Source organism: Sabulicella flocculans, from assembly GCF_045449635.1.
In the GTDB taxonomy this organism is placed as follows: domain Bacteria; phylum Pseudomonadota; class Alphaproteobacteria; order Acetobacterales; family Acetobacteraceae; genus Roseococcus.
This window is the reverse complement of sequence record NZ_JBJJBR010000001.1, coordinates 1-17,556: the sequence shown is the minus strand read 5'-3', so window position 1 is coordinate 17,556 and position 17,556 is coordinate 1. Positions and strand designations below refer to the sequence as shown.

General features: G+C 70.6%; 31 protein-coding genes. 2 read left to right on the top strand and 29 right to left on the bottom strand.

Going from position 1 to position 17,556, the window contains the following annotated elements:
- Nucleotides 1-1,362 (bottom strand): Do family serine endopeptidase, encoded by a 1,362-nt coding sequence (locus ACI6QG_RS00155; RefSeq protein WP_407022534.1) that lies wholly within the window; start codon nucleotides 1,360-1,362, stop codon nucleotides 1-3.
- Between the two features lie 121 nt (nucleotides 1,363-1,483).
- Between ACI6QG_RS00155 and ACI6QG_RS00150 the strand changes: the two genes are divergently transcribed.
- Together ACI6QG_RS00150 and ACI6QG_RS00145 are read left to right on the top strand one after the other, a co-directional pair.
- The gene (locus ACI6QG_RS00150) at nucleotides 1,484-2,428 is read left to right on the top strand and encodes a tripartite tricarboxylate transporter substrate-binding protein (RefSeq protein WP_407022533.1); all 945 of its coding nucleotides are present in this window, start codon (nucleotides 1,484-1,486) and stop codon (nucleotides 2,426-2,428) included.
- Nucleotides 2,421-2,834: an Ivy family c-type lysozyme inhibitor gene (locus tag ACI6QG_RS00145; RefSeq protein ID WP_407022532.1), complete on the top strand. Its 414-nt coding sequence runs from the start codon at nucleotides 2,421-2,423 to the stop codon at nucleotides 2,832-2,834. The genes ACI6QG_RS00150 and ACI6QG_RS00145 overlap by 8 nt, the downstream gene beginning before the upstream one ends.
- 54 nt (nucleotides 2,835-2,888) lie before the next feature.
- Here the strand turns inward: ACI6QG_RS00145 and rplQ are convergent, their stop codons facing one another.
- The 28 genes from rplQ to ACI6QG_RS00005 form a co-directional block, all read right to left on the bottom strand.
- A complete protein-coding gene (gene rplQ / locus ACI6QG_RS00140; protein ID WP_407022531.1) occupies nucleotides 2,889-3,311 on the bottom strand; it encodes a 50S ribosomal protein L17 in 423 nt (140 codons plus the stop codon).
- 38 nt (nucleotides 3,312-3,349) lie between these two features.
- Entirely contained in the window at nucleotides 3,350-4,426 is a 1,077-nt protein-coding gene (locus ACI6QG_RS00135) for a DNA-directed RNA polymerase subunit alpha (protein WP_407022530.1), read from the bottom strand.
- On the bottom strand, nucleotides 4,392-4,787 hold the full coding sequence (gene rpsK / locus ACI6QG_RS00130; protein ID WP_407022529.1) for a 30S ribosomal protein S11: 396 nt from the start codon (nucleotides 4,785-4,787) through the stop codon (nucleotides 4,392-4,394). Before rpsK ends, ACI6QG_RS00135 begins: the two co-directional genes overlap by 35 nt.
- Before the next feature lies 1 nt (nucleotide 4,788).
- Complete coding sequence (rpsM, locus tag ACI6QG_RS00125; RefSeq protein WP_407022528.1) at nucleotides 4,789-5,166, bottom strand: 30S ribosomal protein S13; 378 nt, start codon at nucleotides 5,164-5,166, stop codon at nucleotides 4,789-4,791.
- 153 nt (nucleotides 5,167-5,319) lie between these two features.
- Nucleotides 5,320-5,973: an adenylate kinase gene (locus ACI6QG_RS00120; RefSeq protein WP_407022527.1), complete on the bottom strand. Its 654-nt coding sequence runs from the start codon at nucleotides 5,971-5,973 to the stop codon at nucleotides 5,320-5,322.
- A 29-nt stretch (nucleotides 5,974-6,002) separates the two neighbouring features.
- A complete protein-coding gene (gene secY, locus ACI6QG_RS00115; protein ID WP_407022526.1) occupies nucleotides 6,003-7,358 on the bottom strand; it encodes a preprotein translocase subunit SecY in 1,356 nt (451 codons plus the stop codon).
- A gap of 98 nt (nucleotides 7,359-7,456) precedes the next feature.
- Nucleotides 7,457-7,945: a 50S ribosomal protein L15 gene (gene rplO, locus ACI6QG_RS00110; RefSeq protein WP_407022525.1), complete on the bottom strand. Its 489-nt coding sequence runs from the start codon at nucleotides 7,943-7,945 to the stop codon at nucleotides 7,457-7,459.
- A gap of 1 nt (nucleotide 7,946) precedes the next feature.
- Nucleotides 7,947-8,135, bottom strand: coding sequence for a 50S ribosomal protein L30 (gene rpmD, locus ACI6QG_RS00105; RefSeq protein WP_407022524.1), 189 nt, complete (start codon nucleotides 8,133-8,135; stop codon nucleotides 7,947-7,949).
- Entirely contained in the window at nucleotides 8,128-8,757 is a 630-nt protein-coding gene (gene rpsE / locus ACI6QG_RS00100; RefSeq protein WP_407022523.1) for a 30S ribosomal protein S5, read from the bottom strand. The genes rpmD and rpsE overlap by 8 nt, the downstream gene beginning before the upstream one ends.
- Before the next feature lie 17 nt (nucleotides 8,758-8,774).
- Complete coding sequence (gene rplR / locus ACI6QG_RS00095) at nucleotides 8,775-9,137, bottom strand: 50S ribosomal protein L18 (RefSeq protein ID WP_407022522.1); 363 nt, start codon at nucleotides 9,135-9,137, stop codon at nucleotides 8,775-8,777.
- Complete coding sequence (gene rplF, locus ACI6QG_RS00090; protein WP_407022521.1) at nucleotides 9,137-9,670, bottom strand: 50S ribosomal protein L6; 534 nt, start codon at nucleotides 9,668-9,670, stop codon at nucleotides 9,137-9,139. The genes rplR and rplF overlap by 1 nt, the downstream gene beginning before the upstream one ends.
- A 16-nt stretch (nucleotides 9,671-9,686) precedes the next feature.
- Entirely contained in the window at nucleotides 9,687-10,085 is a 399-nt protein-coding gene (rpsH, locus tag ACI6QG_RS00085; RefSeq protein ID WP_407022520.1) for a 30S ribosomal protein S8, read from the bottom strand.
- Nucleotides 10,086-10,097: 12 nt separating this feature from the next.
- Nucleotides 10,098-10,403: a 30S ribosomal protein S14 gene (gene rpsN / locus ACI6QG_RS00080; RefSeq protein ID WP_407022519.1), complete on the bottom strand. Its 306-nt coding sequence runs from the start codon at nucleotides 10,401-10,403 to the stop codon at nucleotides 10,098-10,100.
- A 59-nt stretch (nucleotides 10,404-10,462) separates the two neighbouring features.
- Entirely contained in the window at nucleotides 10,463-11,122 is a 660-nt protein-coding gene (gene rplE, locus ACI6QG_RS00075) for a 50S ribosomal protein L5 (protein WP_407022518.1), read from the bottom strand.
- Entirely contained in the window at nucleotides 11,119-11,439 is a 321-nt protein-coding gene (gene rplX / locus ACI6QG_RS00070) for a 50S ribosomal protein L24 (RefSeq protein ID WP_407022517.1), read from the bottom strand. Before rplX ends, rplE begins: the two co-directional genes overlap by 4 nt.
- 3 nt (nucleotides 11,440-11,442) lie before the next feature.
- Entirely contained in the window at nucleotides 11,443-11,811 is a 369-nt protein-coding gene (gene rplN / locus ACI6QG_RS00065) for a 50S ribosomal protein L14 (protein WP_407022516.1), read from the bottom strand.
- Entirely contained in the window at nucleotides 11,808-12,074 is a 267-nt protein-coding gene (gene rpsQ, locus ACI6QG_RS00060; RefSeq protein ID WP_407022515.1) for a 30S ribosomal protein S17, read from the bottom strand. Before rpsQ ends, rplN begins: the two co-directional genes overlap by 4 nt.
- A gap of 16 nt (nucleotides 12,075-12,090) precedes the next feature.
- Complete coding sequence (rpmC, locus tag ACI6QG_RS00055; protein WP_407022514.1) at nucleotides 12,091-12,306, bottom strand: 50S ribosomal protein L29; 216 nt, start codon at nucleotides 12,304-12,306, stop codon at nucleotides 12,091-12,093.
- A 4-nt stretch (nucleotides 12,307-12,310) separates the two neighbouring features.
- Nucleotides 12,311-12,733 carry a 50S ribosomal protein L16 gene (gene rplP, locus ACI6QG_RS00050; protein WP_407022513.1) on the bottom strand — a complete coding sequence of 141 codons (423 nt, stop codon included), beginning with the start codon at nucleotides 12,731-12,733 and terminating at the stop codon, nucleotides 12,311-12,313.
- Nucleotides 12,734-12,745: 12 nt separating this feature from the next.
- Nucleotides 12,746-13,423, bottom strand: coding sequence for a 30S ribosomal protein S3 (rpsC, locus tag ACI6QG_RS00045; RefSeq protein WP_407022512.1), 678 nt, complete (start codon nucleotides 13,421-13,423; stop codon nucleotides 12,746-12,748).
- A 1-nt stretch (nucleotide 13,424) separates the two neighbouring features.
- Complete coding sequence (rplV, locus tag ACI6QG_RS00040) at nucleotides 13,425-13,808, bottom strand: 50S ribosomal protein L22 (RefSeq protein ID WP_407022511.1); 384 nt, start codon at nucleotides 13,806-13,808, stop codon at nucleotides 13,425-13,427.
- Between the two features lies 1 nt (nucleotide 13,809).
- Nucleotides 13,810-14,088 carry a 30S ribosomal protein S19 gene (gene rpsS / locus ACI6QG_RS00035; protein WP_407022510.1) on the bottom strand — a complete coding sequence of 93 codons (279 nt, stop codon included), beginning with the start codon at nucleotides 14,086-14,088 and terminating at the stop codon, nucleotides 13,810-13,812.
- Between the two features lie 3 nt (nucleotides 14,089-14,091).
- Nucleotides 14,092-14,928 (bottom strand): 50S ribosomal protein L2, encoded by an 837-nt coding sequence (rplB, locus tag ACI6QG_RS00030; RefSeq protein ID WP_407022509.1) that lies wholly within the window; start codon nucleotides 14,926-14,928, stop codon nucleotides 14,092-14,094.
- Nucleotides 14,929-14,932: 4 nt separating this feature from the next.
- A complete protein-coding gene (locus ACI6QG_RS00025; RefSeq protein ID WP_407023031.1) occupies nucleotides 14,933-15,229 on the bottom strand; it encodes a 50S ribosomal protein L23 in 297 nt (98 codons plus the stop codon).
- Between the two features lie 35 nt (nucleotides 15,230-15,264).
- Nucleotides 15,265-15,885 carry a 50S ribosomal protein L4 gene (rplD, locus tag ACI6QG_RS00020; RefSeq protein ID WP_407022508.1) on the bottom strand — a complete coding sequence of 207 codons (621 nt, stop codon included), beginning with the start codon at nucleotides 15,883-15,885 and terminating at the stop codon, nucleotides 15,265-15,267.
- A gap of 10 nt (nucleotides 15,886-15,895) precedes the next feature.
- The gene (rplC, locus tag ACI6QG_RS00015) at nucleotides 15,896-16,579 is read right to left on the bottom strand and encodes a 50S ribosomal protein L3 (protein WP_407022507.1); all 684 of its coding nucleotides are present in this window, start codon (nucleotides 16,577-16,579) and stop codon (nucleotides 15,896-15,898) included.
- 10 nt (nucleotides 16,580-16,589) lie between these two features.
- Nucleotides 16,590-16,898, bottom strand: a complete 309-nt coding sequence (gene rpsJ, locus ACI6QG_RS00010; protein ID WP_407022506.1) for a 30S ribosomal protein S10 — start codon at nucleotides 16,896-16,898, stop codon at nucleotides 16,590-16,592.
- A gap of 11 nt (nucleotides 16,899-16,909) precedes the next feature.
- The coding region (locus ACI6QG_RS00005; protein ID WP_407022505.1) for an EF-Tu C-terminal domain-related protein at nucleotides 16,910-17,556 on the bottom strand (647 nt) is incomplete at its 5' end.

The window sequence follows — 17,556 nt, the reverse complement described above, 5'->3', positions numbered from 1 at the left end:
TCAGGCCGCGGGGGTCAGCGCCAGGAACAGCGACTGCCCCTCGCGCTGCACCCGCAGCGCCACCGGGCCGCCGGCGCCGCGCAGCGCCTGCACCGCCGCCTCCGGCGAGGCGACGGGCCGGCCCGCCACCTCCAGGATGACGTCGCCCGGCCGCAGCCCGGCCTCCGCGGCGGGCGAGCCGGGGCGCAGCTGCGCCACCACCGCGCCCTCGCCCTTGGGCGACGGCGCCAGGGCCAGCCCCAGCGGGGCGCGCTGGGCGGTGCCCTCGCGCGCCTCGGCGCGGGCATTGACCACACGGGCGTCGGGCATCTCGCCCAGGCGCACCACCACCTCCTGCTCGGCGCCGTTGCGGCGCACGGTCAGGCGGGCGTCCTGCCCGGCCGGGACCTCGGCCACCTGGCGGGCCAGGGCACGCGGGTCGCGCACGCGCTGCCCGCCCACCGCCAGCACCACGTCGCCCGCGCGCAGCCCGCCGCGCGCGGCCGGCGTGCCGGCGCCGACTTCCGCCACCAGGGCGCCCTGCGCGTCGGGCAGGCCCAGCGCGGTGGCCAGCGCCGCGCTCATCGGCTGCGTGGTGACGCCCAGGAAGCCGCGGTCCACCCGGCCCTGCGCCTTCAGCTGCGCCGCGACCTGCTGCACGATGCGCGAGGGGATGGCGAAGCCGATGCCCACCGACCCGCCGGTGGGCGAGTAGATGGCGGTGTTCACCCCCACCACGCTGCCATCCTGCGCGAAGAGCGGCCCGCCCGAGTTGCCGCTGTTGATCGGCGCGTCCACCTGCAGGAAGTCGTCATAGGGGCCCTGGCCGATTTCCCGGCCGCGGGCCGACAGGATGCCGGCGGTCACGGTGGCGTTCAGCCCGAAGGGGCTGCCCACCGCCACCACCCAGTCGCCCACCCGCACCGCGTCGCTGTCGCCGAAGCGCAGGAAGGGCAGCGGCGCGCCGGCCTCCACCTTCAGCAGCGCCAGGTCGGTGCGCGGGTCGGTGCCGAGCAGGCGCGCCGGCAGCTCCCGCCCGTCGGCCAGGGTCACGCGCACCTGCTGGGCGTTGGCCACCACGTGGGCGTTGGTGACCACGTGGCCCTCGGCGTCCATCACGAAGCCGCTGCCCAGGCCGCGCACGGCGCGGGCCGGGCCCATCGGCCCCTCGGCCTGGGCGCGCCCCGTGACCTGGATGGACACCACGGCGGGCTGCACCTGCTGCACCAGGTCGGCGAAGCCGGCCTGGGGCGCCAGGGCGCGGGTGATGGCGGCGGGCGCCTGGGGCTGGGCGTGCAGCCCGCCCTGCCAGAAGGTGGCGAGGCCGCCCAGCGCGGTGCCGGCCAGCAGGGCGGCGGCGAGGCGGGTGGGGGAACGGGTCATCGGAAGCTCCGTGCGGTTGGTTCGCCCCATCCTGCCCGCCCGCGATGGAGGCGCGCGGGAGGCTTCATGTCGAAGCCGTCAGACTTGACGCGGCGGCCCGGCGGGCGAAGTGTGCCGCGCCATGCAGCGCCGCACCCTCCTCGCCCTGCCCCTGCTCGCCAGCCCGGCGCTGGCCCAGGGCTTCACCCGCCCCATCCGCGTCGTCGTCCCCTTCGCCGCCGGCGGCGCGGCGGACAGCGCCACCCGCGCCCTGACGCCCGGCCTGGCGCAGCGCCTGGGCCAGCCGGTGGTGGTGGAGAACCGCACCGGCGCCGGCGGCAGCCTGGGCGGCGGCGAGGTGGCACGCAGCGCACCCGACGGCCACACCCTGCTGATGGATGCCTCCTCGCACCTCGTGAATCCCACGCTGCTGCGCGGCCTGGCCTTCGACTACGCCACCGCCTTCGCCCCCATCTCGCTGGCCGTCACCTTCCCGCAGGTGCTGGCGGTGAAGGCCGACCTGCCGGCGCGCAGCGTGGCGGAGTTCATCGCCCTGGCGCGGCGGCAGGTGCTGAACGTCGGCACCCAGGGCAACGCCACCGCCGGCCACCTGGGGCTGGTGCAGTTCTCCCGCGCCGCCGGCATCGAGGTGACCCACGTGCCCTACCGCGGCGGCGCCGATGCGGCGCGCGACCTGGCGGCCGGCGCGCTGGACGCCTGCTTCATCACCATGCTCTCCGCCGGCCCCATCGTGGACAGCGGCCGCGCGCGGTTCCTGGCCGTCTCCAACGCCGCCCGCGTGCCGCTGCGCCCGGAGGTGCCGACCTTCGCAGAGGCCGGCACGCCGGGCATCGAGCTGTCCGAATGGGCGGCCCTTTTCGCCCCCGCCGCCACCCCCGCGCCATTGCTGGCGCAGATCCACGCCGCGCTCGCCGCCACCCTGGCCGAGCCGGAGGTGCAGGGCCGCCTGGCCCAGCTGGCAGCCGTGCCGGTGGGCAGCGACCCGGCCGCCTTCGCGCGCTTCGTGGCCGAGGGCCGCGCCGCCATGGCTGCGCTGGTGCGCGAGGCGAACATCCGCATTGACTAGGCGCGGCCTGCTGCTGGCCGCCCCGCTGCTGCTGGCGGCGGCACCGCTGCCGGAGGAATTCGCCGCCCTGCCCGGCCAGCCGGTGCTGACCCTGGCGGTTCATCCCGCGGTGGCGGCCCTGCTGCGCCCGGCCTCCGGCGGCCGCCAGCGCCTGCTGAGCGCGGCGCTGCGTGGCGCCGGCCCCGGCGTGGCCTGGGAGGAAGGCTGGCTGTCCGGCCATGCCCATGGCGAGGGCCACGTCTTCCTGGCCTTCCAGCCGCGCACGGAGCGCCTGGCGCTGAGCCTGTGGGACGGCAACCGCCCCTCGCTGTTCATCCCGCCGCGCGCCGCCGCCTGGCCGGAGGCGCTGCGCGCCCCAGTGGAGCGCTTCAACCCGGAGGTGGCGGCGCTGATGCGCTGGGCATGAAAAAGGGCGGCCCCGTCACCGGGAGCCGCCCTGCTTCGCCGGACCCGCGAGGGGTCAGGCCGCTTCCTGCTCCTCGGCCACCTCGGGCTTCGGGCCGCTGTCCTGGCCCTTGGCGGCCACGTCGCGGTCCATCAGCTCGATCACGGCCATGGCGGCCATGTCGCCGTAGCGGTGGCCAGCCTTCAGCACGCGGGTGTAGCCGCCGGCGCGCGCGGCGTAGCGCGGGGCCAGCGTGTCGAACAGCTTGGACACGACCTTCTCGTCGCGCACCTGCGCCATCACCTGCCGGCGGGCGTGCAGGCCGCCGCGCTTGCCCAGGGTGATGATGCGCTCGACATACGGGCGCAGCTCCTTCGCCTTGGGCAGGGTGGTGGTGATCTGCTCGTGCTTCAGCAGGCTGGTCGCCATGTTGCGCAGCATGCTGACCCGGTGGGCGGAGGTGACGCCCAGCTTCCGGCGGGCCATTCCGTGACGCATAGTTCTCTACTCCGATGGGGCCCGCTGGCCCGAGGTGGTCAGAACGGCTCTTCGGCCTTCTTGGCGAGGTCCTCGATGTTCTCGGGCGGCCAGCCGGAGACGGGCATCCCCAGGCTGAGGCCCATGGAGGCGAGGACCTCCTTGATCTCGTTCAGCGACTTGCGGCCGAAGTTCGGCGTGCGGAGCATCTCCTGCTCGGTCTTCTGCACCAGGTCGCCGATGTAGACGATGTTGTCGTTCTTCAGGCAGTTCGCCGAACGGACCGACAGCTCCAGCTCGTCCACCTTGCGCAGCAGGTTGCGGTTGAACGGCAGGTCGTCCTGCACCTCCACCGCCCCGCGCATCTCGCGCGGCTCCTCGAAGGTGATGAAGATGCCCAGGTGGTGCGTCAGGATGCGCGCGGCCAGCGCTACCGCGTCCTCCGGCGCCACGGTGCCGTCCGTCTCGACCTGCATCACCAGCTTGTCGAAGTCGGTGCGCTGGCCCACGCGGGTCGGCTCCACGCGGTAGGCCACCTTGCGCACCGGCGAGAAGATGGCGTCGATCGGGATCAGGCCGATCGGGCTGTCTTCCTTGCGGTTCTCGCTCGCGGGCACGTAGCCGCGGCCACCCTCGACCGTCAGCTCCATGGAGAGCTTGGCGCCCTCGTCCAGCGTGCAGATCAGCAGGTCCGGGTTGGCGATCTCGATGTCGCCGGTCACCTGGATGTCGGCCGCCTTCACCTCGCCGGGGCCGGTCGCCGTCAGCATCAGGCGCTTGGCGCCCTCGCCCTCGTAGCGGATGGCCAGCTGCTTGAGGTTCAGGATGATGTCGGTGACATCCTCCCGCGCGCCGGTCAGCGTGCTGAATTCATGCAGCACGCCGTCGATCTTCACGCCGGTGACGGCGGCACCCTGGAGGGAGGAGAGCAGCACCCGGCGCAGGGCGTTGCCCAGCGTCATGCCGAAGCCGCGCTCCAGCGGCTCCACCACCAGCTCCGCCGCCCGGCCATCCGCGCTGACGGAGTCGACGCGCGGCTTCTCCGGCTTGATCAGGCTTTCCCAGTTGCGTTCGAGCACTCTCGGTGTCCCCCTGGGAAGTTCAGACGCGCCGGCGCTTGCGCGGGCGGCAGCCATTGTGCGGGATGGGCGTCACGTCGCGGATTGCGGTCACGTGGAAGCCCACCGACTGCAGGGCGCGCAGCGCCGACTCGCGGCCCGAGCCAGGGCCCGAGACCTCGACCTCGAGCGTCTCCATCCCGTGGTCGCGCGCCTTCATGCCCGCGTCCTCCGCCGCCACCTGGGCGGCGTAGGGCGTGGACTTGCGCGAGCCCTTGAAGCCCTTGGTGCCCGAGGAGGACCAGGCGATGGCGTTGCCCTGGGCGTCGGTGATGGTGATGATGGTGTTGTTGAAGGTGGACAGGACGTGCGCCACGCCCGAGGAGATGTTCTTCCGCTCCTTCTTCTTGGGGCGGGAGGAGGCGGGGGAGCGGGCCATCTTACTTGGTCACCTTCTTCTTGCCGGCCACCGGCACGGCCTTGCCCTTGCGGGTGCGGGCGTTCGTGTGCGTGCGCTGGCCGCGCACCGGCAGGCCGCGGCGGTGCCGAAGGCCGCGGTAGCAGGCCATGTCCATCAGCCGCTTGATGTTCATTGCCGTCTCGCGGCGCAGGTCGCCCTCGACGCGGTAGTCGCGGTCGATCAGCTCACGCAGCTTCATGATCTCGTCGTCGGTGAGCTGGTTCACGCGGCGCTCGGCCGGGATGCCCACCTTGTCGCAGATCTGCTTCGCGTTCATCGGCCCGATGCCGTAGATGTAGCGCAGCGAGATTTCGACCCGCTTGTTGGGGGGGATGTTCACGCCAGCGATGCGCGCCACGTCTCAGCTCCTCAGGGCCCTGCGGCCCGAAACCCGGGGCCGGAACAGCCGGCCCATCCTCTATGATCCAAAGCCGAACGCGGCCGAAGGCAGCCGCACCCGGCACGCCCCGCCCGCGAGAGGGCGGGACTTACGCCCCGAATCCCCCACCCGTCAAGCGGGCTGAGCCAGAATCCGGTTCAATTCCTCCGTCACCTCCGACATGTCCGCCATGCCGTCCACCGCCCGCAGCTTCCCCTGCGCGGCGTAGTAAGGCAGCAGCGGCGCCGTCTGGGCATGATAGGCCGCCAGCCGCGCGCCCACCGTCTCCGCCTTGTCATCGGCGCGGCGGCTGAACTCGGCGCTGCCGCACACGTCGCAGACGCCCACCTGGCGCGGCGCCTTGAACTCGTCGTGGTAGCCCTCGCCGCAGCGCGCGCAGGTGAAGCGGCCGGAGATGCGCCGCACCAGCGCGGCGTCGTCCACCCGCAGCTCGATCACGTGGTCGAGCCGCAGGCCCTTGTCCTTCAGCATGCCGTCCAGCGCCTCGGCCTGGGGCACGGTGCGCGGGAAGCCATCCAGGATGAAGCCGCGCGCCGCATCGGGCTGGGCCACCCGCGCCGCCAGCATGGCGATGATGATCTGGTCCGGCACCAGGGCGCCGCTTTCCATGATGGCCTTGGCCTGCCGGCCGACCTCGGTGCCGGCCTTGACCTCGGCGCGCAGCATGTCCCCGGTCGAGACCTGCACCAGGCCGAAGCGCTCCTCCAGCCGCTTGGCCTGGGTGCCCTTCCCCGCTCCCGGCGGGCCCAGCAGGATCAGGTTCATCGCTTCGTCTCTCCTCGCATTGCGGCGCGTCAGCGGGGCCGCGGCCCGCGCCCGCCCAGCCGGGCCTTCTTGATGAGGCCCTCGTACTGGTGCGCGAAGAGATGGGACTGGATCTGCGCCACCGTGTCCATCGTCACCGTCACGATGATCAGCAGGGACGTGCCGCCGAAATAGAACGGCACGCCGTAGTTGCTGATCAGGATCTCCGGGATGATGCAGACCAAGCACAGATAGGCCGCGCCCACCACGGTGAGGCGCGTCAGCACCCGGTCGAAGTAGTCGGCGGTGTTCTGGCCAGGCCGGATGCCGGGCACGAAGCCGCCATACTTCTTCAGGTTGTCCGCCGTCTCGGCCGGGTTGAACACCACGGCCGTGTAGAAGAAGGCGAAGAACACGATCAGCGCCATGTAGAGCGCGATGTAGAGCGGCTGCCCATGCGCCAGCAGGTTGGCCATCGTGGTCAGCCAGGTGTCCGCCGTGCGGTCCGCCGAGAAGCCCGAGATGGTGGCCGGCAGCAGCAACAGGGATGAAGCGAAGATCGGCGGGATCACGCCCGCGGTGTTCAGCTTCAGCGGCAGGTGGGTCGCCTCGCCGCCGAACATGCGGTTGCCCACCTGGCGCTTGGGGTATTGCACCGGGATGCGGCGCTGCGCGCGCTCGAAGAACACCACCAGCGCGATGGTCAGCAGGGCGGCCAGCAGGAAGAAGATGATGAAGAAGGTGGACAGGGCGCCGGTCCGGCCCAGCTCCAGCGTGCTGACCAGGGCCGAAGGCAGGTTGGCGACGATGCCCGCGAAGATGATCAGGCTGATGCCGTTGCCCACGCCGCGCGCAGTGATCTGCTCGCCCAACCACATCAGGAACATGGTGCCGCCGACCAGCGTGATCACGCAGGAGACGCGGAAGAACGCCCCCGGGTCCGCCACGGCCGCGCCGGCGGCGCCGCGGATGCCCTCCAGCCCCACGGCGATGCCGTAGGCCTGCACGATGGCGATGACCAGCGTCAGGTAGCGCGTGTACTGGTTCAGCTTCTTGCGGCCTGACTCGCCCTCCTTCTTCAGAGCCTCCCACGACGGGATGGCCGCCGTCATCAGCTGCACGATGATGGAGGCGCTGATGTAGGGCATGATGTTGAGCGCCAGCACGGTCATCCGCCCCAGCGCGCCGCCGGTGAACATGTCGAACATGCCCAGGATGCCGCCGCCGTGCTGGCGCAGCATCTCGCCCATCACCGCCGCGTCCACGCCGGGCACCGGCACGTAGGTGCCGATGCGGTAGACGATCAGCGCGCCGAGGGTGAACCAGATGCGCTTCTTCAGCTCGGTGGCCTTCGCGAGCACCCCGAGATTCATCGAGCCGGCAAGCTGGTCGGTGGCCGAAGCCATAGGCATATCCCCAATTCACGCGAACGGCGCCAGCGGGGAGAATCCGCAGGCGCCGTCGCCTTTAACCTATCGGCGCGCGCCGTGCACGGCGCCCGCGCTCACTCGGAGGCCTGGGCCGCCTCGGCCGGCAGCGTCACGGTGCCGCCCGCAGCCTCGACCGCCGCCTTCGCGGCGGCGGAGGCGCGGGACACGGTGATGCGCACCGCCCGGGTGATCTCGCCGCGCGCCAGCAGGCTGACGCCGCCGACATACTTGGCGCCCGAACGCACCAGACCCGCGGCCACCAGCATCTCCTCGGTGATCTCGCCCTCGGCCGGGATGCGGCCCTCGGTGATCGCCGTGTCCAGCGCGCCGATGTTCAGCGGCGCGTAGGCCACGCGGAAGATGTTCTTGAAGCCGCGCTTGGGCAGGCGCCGGTAGATCGGGAGCTGGCCGCCCTCGAAGCCGTTCAGCGACACGCCGGTGCGGGCCTTCTGGCCCTTCACGCCGCGCCCGCCGGTCTTGCCCTTGCCGGAGCCGATGCCGCGGCCGATGCGCTTGAACTTCGGGCGGGCGCCCTCGTTGTCGCGCAGTTCGTTGAGCTTCATCTCAGTCCACCTTCACCAGGTGCGCGACCTTGCGGATCATCCCGCGCACGGCGGGGGTGTCCTCCAGTTCGCGCGACCGGCCGATCTTGTTCAGGCCCAGGCCCTTCAGCGTGTCCTGCTGGCCGGGCTTGCGCCCAAACCCGCTGGACACCTGGGTGACCTTCACGGTCTTCTTCGTCGCGTCAGACATTCGCAGCCTCCGCGGCCGGCTCGGCGCTGTCCTTGCGCGGCCCGACCAGGTCCGAGACCTTCTTGCCGCGGCGGTTGGCCACCGAGCGCGGGCTGGCCGCGCCGGACAGCGCCGCGAAGGTCGCCTTCACCATGTTGTGCGGGTTGGTCGAGCCGGTGCACTTCGCCACCACGTCGCCCATGCCCAGCGTCTCAAACACGGCACGCATCGGCCCGCCGGCGATGATGCCGGTGCCCGCCGGGGCCGCGCGCAGGATCACGCGGCCGGCGCCGAACTCGCCGACCACGTCGTGGTGCAGGGTCCGGCCCTCGCGCATCGGCACGCGGATCATGCCCTTCTTGGCACGCTCCGTCGCCTTGCGGATGGCCTCCGGCACCTCGCGCGCCTTGCCGGAACCCCAGCCGACGCGCCCCTTCTGGTCGCCCACCACCACCAGGGCGGCGAAGGAGAAGCGACGGCCGCCCTTCACCACCTTGGCCACGCGGTTGATGGTGACCAGCTTGTCCTGGAGCTCATCGCCCTGCTCGCGCTCGGGCTGGTTGCGGTTCTGGTCGCGGTCGCGGCCACGGCCGCGCCCCCGGTTCTCGTTGTTGTCGCCGCCGCTGCGCGGTTCACGTGCCATGCTCGTCGTCCCCCGCGTCAGAAGCTCAGACCGCCCTCACGGGCGGCATCGGCCAGCGCCTTCACGCGGCCATGGTACAGGAACGGCCCGCGGTCGAAGACCACGGCCGTGACGCCCGCGGCCAGCGCGCGCTCGGCCACCGCCTTGCCCACGGCCTCGGCCGCGGCCTTGTCGGCCCCGGTCTTCAGCGCGCCGCGCATGTCCTTCTCCAGCGACGACGCCGCGGCGACCGTGCGGCCGGCCGTGTCGTCGATCACCTGGGCATAGATGTGCCGGCCCGAGCGGAACACGCTCAGCCGCGGGCGACCGGCGCCCTTCTGCTTGATCTGGTAGCGCAGGCGCGCGCGGCGGCGGGCCTGCATGGCGAGCTTGTCGGCCATTACTTCTTCTTCCCCTCCTTCCGGAGGATGACTTCGTTGTCGTACTTGACGCCCTTGCCCTTATAGGGCTCGGGGCCGCGATACGCCCGGATCTCCGCCGCCACCTGGCCGACCTTCTGCTTGTCCAGCCCCTCCACCTTGATGGCGGTGGGCCGCTCGGTCGTGATCTTGATGCCGGCCGGGACCGGATACCGGATCTCGTGCGAGTAGCCGAGGTTCAGCACCAGCTCGCTGCCCTGCACCGCCGCCTTGTAGCCGGTGCCGGTGATCTCCATCGACTTGGAGAAGCCGGTGGACACGCCCTGCACCATGCCCTGCACGAGGGAGCGCGTGGTGCCCCACAGCGTGCGCGAGCGCCGGTCCTCGCCGCGGGGCGAGACCTTCACCTCGTTGCCGGTGATCTCGACGTCCACGGCGTCGGTCAGGTCGAGCGAGAGCTCGCCCAGCTTTCCCTTCGCGGTGAGGGTCCGGCCGGCCAGCGCGACGGTCACGCCGGCGGGGACGGAGACGGGATACTTGCCAACTCGGGACATGCGCTTCCCTCCTGGCTCAGAACACGCGGCAGAGGACTTCGCCGCCAACATTGGCAGCGCGGGCCTCCGCGTCGGACATCACGCCACGCGGCGTGGACAGGATCTGGATGCCGAGGCCGTTGTAGAACTTCGGCAGCTCCTTGATCTTCGAATACACGCGGCGGCCGGGCTTCGAGACGCGGCTGATCTCCTTGATGGCGGGTTCGCCCTCGGAGTACTTCAGCTCGATCTCGATCTGGCTCACGCCGGCGCGCAGCTCCTTCACCTGCCAGGCGCGGATGTAGCCCTCGCGCTTCAGCACCTCGAGCACGTCGGTCTTGAGGCGGGATGCCGGGGCCACGCACCGGGTCTGGCGCGCGCCATGGGCGTTGCGGATGCGGGAGAGCAGGTCACCCAGCGGATCGGACATGGACATGCCGGGGCCTCCTTACCAGCTGGCCTTGACCACGCCGGGGAGCTGGCCCTTGTTGGCCAGGTCCCGCAGCATGTTGCGGCTGAGCTTGAACTTGCGGTAGTTGCCGCGCGGGCGGCCGGTCAGCTCGCAGCGCAGCCGGATGCGCACCTTGGCGCCGTTGCGCGGCATCTGCGCGAGCTTCAGCGTCGCCTCGAAGCGGTCCTCGATCGGCGCCTCGCGGTCCATCACCACCGCCTTCAGGGCGGCGCGCTTGGCGCCGTGCTGCTGGCTCAGCTGGGTGCGGCGCTTGTTCTTCTCGACGGAAGAGGTCTTGGCCATCTGGGGTCAGGTCTCCTGGAACATGCGGGGCGTCCCCGCCCCGCCGTTTTCCGGTTGGTTCAGTTGACGAACGGGAGGTCGAAGCCCTTCAGCAGGGCCTTCGCTTCCTTGTCCGTCTTCGCGGTCGTGACGAACACGATGTCCATGCCCCGGACCTGGTCAACCTTGTCGTAGTTGATCTCCGGGAACACGATCTGCTCCTTCAACCCGAGCGAGTAGTTGCCGCGGCCATCGAAGCCGCGGTTGCCCGGGATGCCGCGGAAGTCGCGCACGCGCGGCAGCGCGATCGTGACCAGGCGGTCCAGGAACTCGTACATGCGGGCCTTGCGCAGCGTCACCTTGCAGCCGATGGCCTGGCCCTCGCGGATCTTGAAGCCCGCGATCGCCTTCTTGGCCTTGGTGCGCACCGGCTTCTGGCCGGCAATGAGCGTCATGTCGGCCACCGCGGCGTCCAGCTTCTTCTGGTCGCCCGCGGCCTCCCCCACGCCCATGTTGATGACGATCTTCTCCAGCTTCGGCACCTGCATCGGGTTGCCGTAGCCGAACTCCTCCTGGAGCTTGGCCCGGACCACCTCGGCATAGTGCTTCTGCAGCCGGACGGTCTCGCCCGGCGCGGCAGCGGCCTTGCCGGCGGCCGCCGGGATGGCGTCCACGCGGCGGCCGGTGTTCTCGCCCTCCGCCGGCTTCTTCGCCGGCGCCTTGCCCTTCGTTCCGCTCATCGGTCGAGCACCTCACCAGAAGCCTTGGCCACGCGCACCTTCTTCCCGTCCTCCAGGACGCGGAAGCCCACGCGGGTCGGCTTGTCCGTCTTCGGGTCGATCAGCGCCAGGTTGGACAGGTCGATGCCCGCCTCCTTGGAGATGATGCCGCCCGTCTCGCCCACCCGCGTCTGCTTGGTGTGCTTCTTCACCAGGTTCACGCCCTGCACGTAGGCGCGGTTCTCCGTCGGCAGCACGCGCAGCACCTCGCCGCGCTTGCCCTTGTCGCGGCCGGCCAGCACCTGCACCCGATCGCCCTTCTTGATCTTGGCGGCCATGGGTTACAGCACCTCCGGGGCCAGCGAAATGATCTTCATGAACTTGCGCGCGCGCAGCTCACGCACCACCGGGCCGAAGATGCGGGTGCCGATCGGCTCGCCCTGCTTGTTGATCAGCACCGCCGCGTTGCGATCGAAACGGATCGCCGAGCCGTCGGGGCGGCGCACCGGGTAGGCGGTGCGCACGATCACCGCGCGCTCCACCGAGCCCTTCTTCACCTTGCCGCGCGGGATCGCCTCCTTGACGGCGACGACGATCACGTCGCCCACCGAGGCGGTCTTGCGCTTGGAGCCGCCCAGCACCTTGATGCACTGGACACGACGCGCGCCGGAGTTGTCGGCGACGTCCAGGTTGGCCTCGACGCCGATCATGCCACGGCCCCTTCAGCGGCCAGCGGCGCGCCGTTGCGCGCCACGACCTGCCAGGTCTTGCGCTTGGAGATCGGCGGGCACTCCTCGATGCTCACCACGTCGCCTTCGCGGCAGGTGTTGGCCTCGTCGTGCGCGGCGTACCTCTTGGAGCGCCGGATGAACTTCTTGTAGAGCGGGTGCATCACGCGACGTTCGACCAAGACGGTGACCGTCTTGTCCATCTTGTCGCTGACCACGCGCCCCGTGAGGACTCGCTTCGGCATCGCCGGGGTCTCCTCTTCAGGACTTGGGGGTGGCGGCCGCGGCGCGGGTGCGCTCGGCCAGGATGGTCTTCACTCGGGCGATGTCGCGGCGCACGGCCTTGATCCGCCCGGTCCCCTCCAGCTGGCCAGTGGCGCGCTGGAAGCGGAGGTTGAACTGCTCCTTCCGCAGGTCGATGAGCATCCCGGACAGCTCGTCCGCGGACTTGCCGCGGATATCGGCGATCTTGGTCATGGGATCAAGCCTCCGCCGCGCCGAGGCGCGTCACGATCTTGGTCTTGATGGGCAGCTTCGCCGCGCCGAGGCCCAGGGCCTCCTTCGCGATGTCGGTGGCCACGCCGTCGATCTCGAACATGATGCGGCCCGGCTTCACGCGCGCCACCCAGTATTCGGGGGCGCCCTTGCCGGAGCCCATGCGGACCTCGGCAGGCTTGGTGGAGACGGGGACGTCCGGGAAGATGCGGATCCACACCCGGCCCTGGCGCTTCATCGCGCGGGTGATCGCGCGGCGGGCCGCCTCGATCTGCCGCGCGGTGACGCGCTCGGGCTCCAGGGCCTTCAGGCCGAAGCCGCCGAAGGTCAGGGAGAAGCCGCCCTTGGCGACGCCCTTGATGCGGCCCTTGTGGGCCTTCCGGAACTTGGTACGCTTGGGCTGCAGCATTGTCTCTCTGCCTTACCGCTGCGGGGCCTGCTCATGGGCCCGGCGATCCTGCGCCATCGGGTCATGAGCCATGATCTCGCCCTTGAAGATCCAGACCTTCACGCCGCAGGTGCCGTAGGTCGTCTTCGCCGTGGCGATGCCGTAGTCGATGTCCGCGCGCAGCGTGTGCAGCGGCACCCGCCCCTCGCGGTACCACTCCACGCGGGCGATCTCCGCGCCGCCCAGCCGGCCGCCGCAGTTGATGCGGATGCCGAGCGCTCCGAGGCGCATCGCCGACTGCACGGCGCGCTTCATCGCGCGGCGGAAGGCCACGCGGCGCTCCAGCTGCTGCGCGATGCTCTCGGCCACCAGGGTGGCGTCCAGCTCGGGCTTGCGGATCTCGAGGATGTTCAGCGACACCTCGGCCCCGGCCTTCGCCGACAGCTCCTTGCGCAGCACGTCGATGTCGGCGCCCTTCTTGCCGATCACGACGCCCGGGCGGGCGGCATGGATCGTCACGCGCGGCTTCTTCGCCGGGCGCTCGATCACCACCTTGGACACGCCGGCGGACTTCAGGCGGTCCTTCAGCGTGTCGCGCAGCCGCACGTCGTCGTGCAGCAGCTTGGCGTAGTCGCGGCCGGCGTACCAGCGGCTGTCCCAGGTGCGGTTGATGCCCAGGCGCAGGCCGATCGGATTGACTTTGTGACCCATCTTACGCGGCCTCCACCTTCTGCTCCGCCACCACGATCTTCAGGTGGGAGAACCACTTCTCGATGCGCGAGGACTTGCCGCGGCCACGGGCGTGGAAGCGCTTCATCACGACGGCACGGCCCACCTCGGCGCGGGAGACCACCAGGCGGTCCACGTCCAGCTGGTGGTTGTTCTCCGCGTTGGCGATCGCGCTTTCCAGCGTCTTCTTCACGGTCTGCGCGATGCGGCGCTTGCTGAAGGTCAGCGTGGCGATGGCCTGCTGCGCCGGGGCGCCGCGGATCATGCCCGCCACCAGGTTCAGCTTGCGCGGCGAGACCCGGATGTTCAGCGTGACGGCCTGCGCCTCGCTGTCGCTCAGCCCGCGCGGGTGCTTCGGCTTGCTCATCTCAGCCCCGCTTCGCCTTCTTGTCCGCCGAGTGCCCACCGAAGGTGCGCGTCGGCGAGAACTCGCCCAGCTTGTGGCCGACCATGTTCTCCGTCACCTGCACGGGCAGGAACTTCCGCCCGTTGTAGACGCCGAAGGTCAGGCCGACGAACTGCGGCATGATGGTGGAGCGGCGCGACCAGGTCTTGATGACCTCGTTGCGGGTCGAGGCGCGGGCGGCCTCGGCCTTGCCCAGGAGGTAGCCGTCCACGAACGGCCCTTTCCAGACGCTGCGCGGCATTGCTTAGCCCTTCGTGGCGTTGCGGCGGCGCACGATGCTGCGATCCGTCCGCTTGTTGTTGCGGGTCTTGGCACCCTTGGTCGGCTTGCCCCAGGGCGTGACCGGATGACGGCCGCCCGAGGTGCGGCCCTCGCCGCCGCCATGCGGGTGGTCCACCGGGTTCATGGTCACGCCGCGGTTGTGCGGCTTGCGGCCCAGCCAGCGGGAGCGCCCCGCCTTGCCGAGCTGCTGGTTGCTGTTGTCCGGGTTGGACACCGCGCCGATGGAGGCGATGCACTCGGCCCGCACCGTCCGCAGCTCGCCCGACATCAGCTTGATCTGCGCCAGGCCCGCATCCTTGCCCACCAGCTGGGCGAAGGTGCCCGCGGAGCGAGCGACCTTGCCGCCCGCACCCGGCTTCAGCTCGATGTTGTGGATCACGGTCCCGACCGGGATCGCACCCAGCGGCATGGCGTTGCCCGGCTTGATGTCGGCCTTGTCGCCCGCCACCACCACGTCGCCGACCTTCAGGCGCTGCGGCGCCAGGATGTAGGCCAGCTCGCCATCCTGGTACTTCACCAGGGCGATGAACGCCGTGCGGTTCGGATCGTATTCCAGCCGCTCCACGGTGGCCGGCACGCCCCACTTGGCGCGGCGCTTGAAGTCCACCACGCGGTAGGACTGCTTGTGCCCGCCGCCCCGGAACCGGACGGTGATGCGGCCGTGGTTGTTGCGGCCGCCGGAGGAGGTCTTGCCGACCGTCAGCCCCTTGACCGGCGCACCCTTCCACAGGGAGGAGCGTTCGATCAGCACCGTGCCGCGCAGGCTCGGCGTGACCGGGTTGAAGTTCTTCAGCGCCATGGCGTTACGAGAGCCCCGTCGTCAGGTCGATGCTCTGCCCAGGGGCGAGCTTGACCACGGCCTTCTTCCAATCCGAGCGCTGGCCGGGACGGCCCTTGAAGCGCTTGGTCTTGCCCTTCATCACCAGCGTGTTCACCGCCGTGACGGAGACGTTGAACAGGCCTTCCACGGCCTGCTTGATCTCCGGCTTGGTGGCGTCCAGCGTGACCCGGAACACGTACTGGCCCTGCTCGGTCAGCGTCGTCGCCTTCTCGGTCACCAGCGGCGCCAGCACCACCTGGTACATGCGCTCCTTGGCGATCGGCTTGGGCGCCGCCGGCTTGCTCACGGAAGCACTCATGCCAGGCGCTCCTTCAGGGCTTCCACGCCGGCGCGCGTCACCACGAGCACGTCATGGTTCAGGATGTCGTAGACGTTCGCACCCATCGTCGGCAGCGCGTCCATCCCGGGGATGTTGCGCAGCGCGCGGATGAACTGCGCGTCCACCGCCGCGTCGATGACCAGCGCCTTGGACCAGCCCAGCGCCTTCACCTGCTTCGCCATGGCGGAGGTCTTGGCCCCCTCCCCGGCGGTCGCGGCGTCCAGCACCACCAGCTTGCCGTCGGCCGCCTTCTGCGAAAGCGCGGAAATCAGGCCGAGGCGGCGCACCTTCTTGGGCAGCGAATAGCCGTGGTCGCGCACGACCGGCCCGTGCACCACGCCGCCCGTGCGGAACTGCGGCGCGCGCAGCGAGCCCTGGCGGGCGGAGCCTGTCCCCTTCTGCCGGTACGGCTTCTTGGTCGTGCCCGACACCTCGCCCATGCCCTTGGCCTTGTGCGTGCCGGCACGGCGCTTGGCGAGCTGCCAGTGCACCACGCGCGCCATGATGTCGGCGCGCGGGGTGACGGCGAAGAGCTCGTCCGGAAGCTCGACCTGGCCCGCCTGGGCGTTGTCGAGGGTGATGACGTTCACCTGCATCGTCGTGTCCTCAGGCCGTCGCCGCGGGGAAGGGCGCATCGGCCGGGCGCGCGCGCTTCACCGCGTCGCGCACCAGCACGAAGGCACCCGTGGCCCCCGGCACCGCGCCCTTGACGAGCAGCAGGCTGCGCTCGACGTCGTGCCCGGCGATCACCAGGTTCTGCGTCGTGACGCGCTCCACGCCCAGGTGGCCGGCCATCTTCTTGTTCTTGAAGGTCTTGCCCGGATCCTGGCGGTTGCCAGTGGAGCCGTGCGAGCGGTGCGAGATGGAGACGCCGTGCGTCGCCTCCAGGCCCGAGAAGTTCCAGCGCTTCATCGCGCCCTGGAAGCCCTTGCCCTTGGTCGTGCCCGTGATGTCCACGCGCTGGCCCTTGACGAAGTGCTCCACGCTCAGCGCGGTGCCAGGCTCCACGGCGGCGTCGGCCGTCACGCGGAACTCCGCCACCTTGGCCGGCGCCTCGACGCCCGCCTTGGCGAAGTGGCCGCGGTTGGGCTTGGAAACGTTCTTCGCCTTCGCCTTGCCGAAGCCGATCTGCAGGGCGGCGTAGCCGTCCTTCTCCTCGGTCCGCTGGGCGACGACGCGCACCGCATCCACGTGCAGCAGCGTCACCGGGGTGGACGAGCCATCCTCGTTGAACAGGCGGGACATGCCCACCTTGCGGGCGATCAGGCCCGTGCGGGTCTGGGTTGCCATGACCGGGCCCTCAGATCTTGATCTCGACGTCCACGCCCGAGGCGAGGTCGAGCTTCATCAGCGCGTCCACGGTCTGCGGGGTGGGGTCCACGATGTCCAGCAGGCGGCGATGCGTCCGGATCTCGAACTGCTCGCGCGACTTCTTGTCCACGTGCGGGGAGCGGTTGACGGTGAAGCGCTCGATCTGCGTGGGCAGCGGGATCGGCCCGCGGACCCGCGCGCCGGTCCGCTTCGCGGTCTGCACGATCTCCCGCGTGCTGCCATCCAGCACGCGGTGATCGAACGCCTTGAGGCGGATGCGGATGTTCTGGTTGTCCATGATCCGCTGCCTCAGCCCGCGATGGAGGCGACGACGCCCGCGCCCACGGTGCGGCCGCCCTCGCGGATGGCGAAGCGCAGGCCCTCGTCCATGGCGATCGGCGCGATCAGCTCGACCTCCATCGACACGTTGTCGCCGGGCATCACCATCTCCACGCCCTCGGGCAGCTTCACCACCCCCGTCACGTCCGTGGTGCGGAAGTAGAACTGCGGGCGGTAGTTGGTGAAGAACGGCGTGTGGCGCCCGCCCTCCTCCTTGGTGAGGATGTACGCCTCGGCCTTGAACTTGGAGTGCGGCTTGATCGAGCCGGGTGCTGCCAGCACCTGCCCGCGCTCCACGTCCTCGCGCTTGGTGCCGCGCAGCAGCGCGCCGATGTTGTCGCCCGCCTCGCCGCTGTCCAGCAGCTTGCGGAACATCTCCACGCCGGTCACCGTCGTCTTCACGGTGTCCTTCAGGCCGATGATCTCGACCTCCTCGCCCACCTTCACGATGCCGCGCTCCACGCGACCCGTCACCACCGTGCCGCGGCCAGAGATCGAGAACACGTCCTCGATCGGCATCAGGAACGGGCGGTCCTTCGGGCGCTCGGGCTGCGGGATGTAGCGGTCCACCTCGGCCATCAGCTGCAGGATCGCCTGCTCGCCGATCTCGGGCTGCT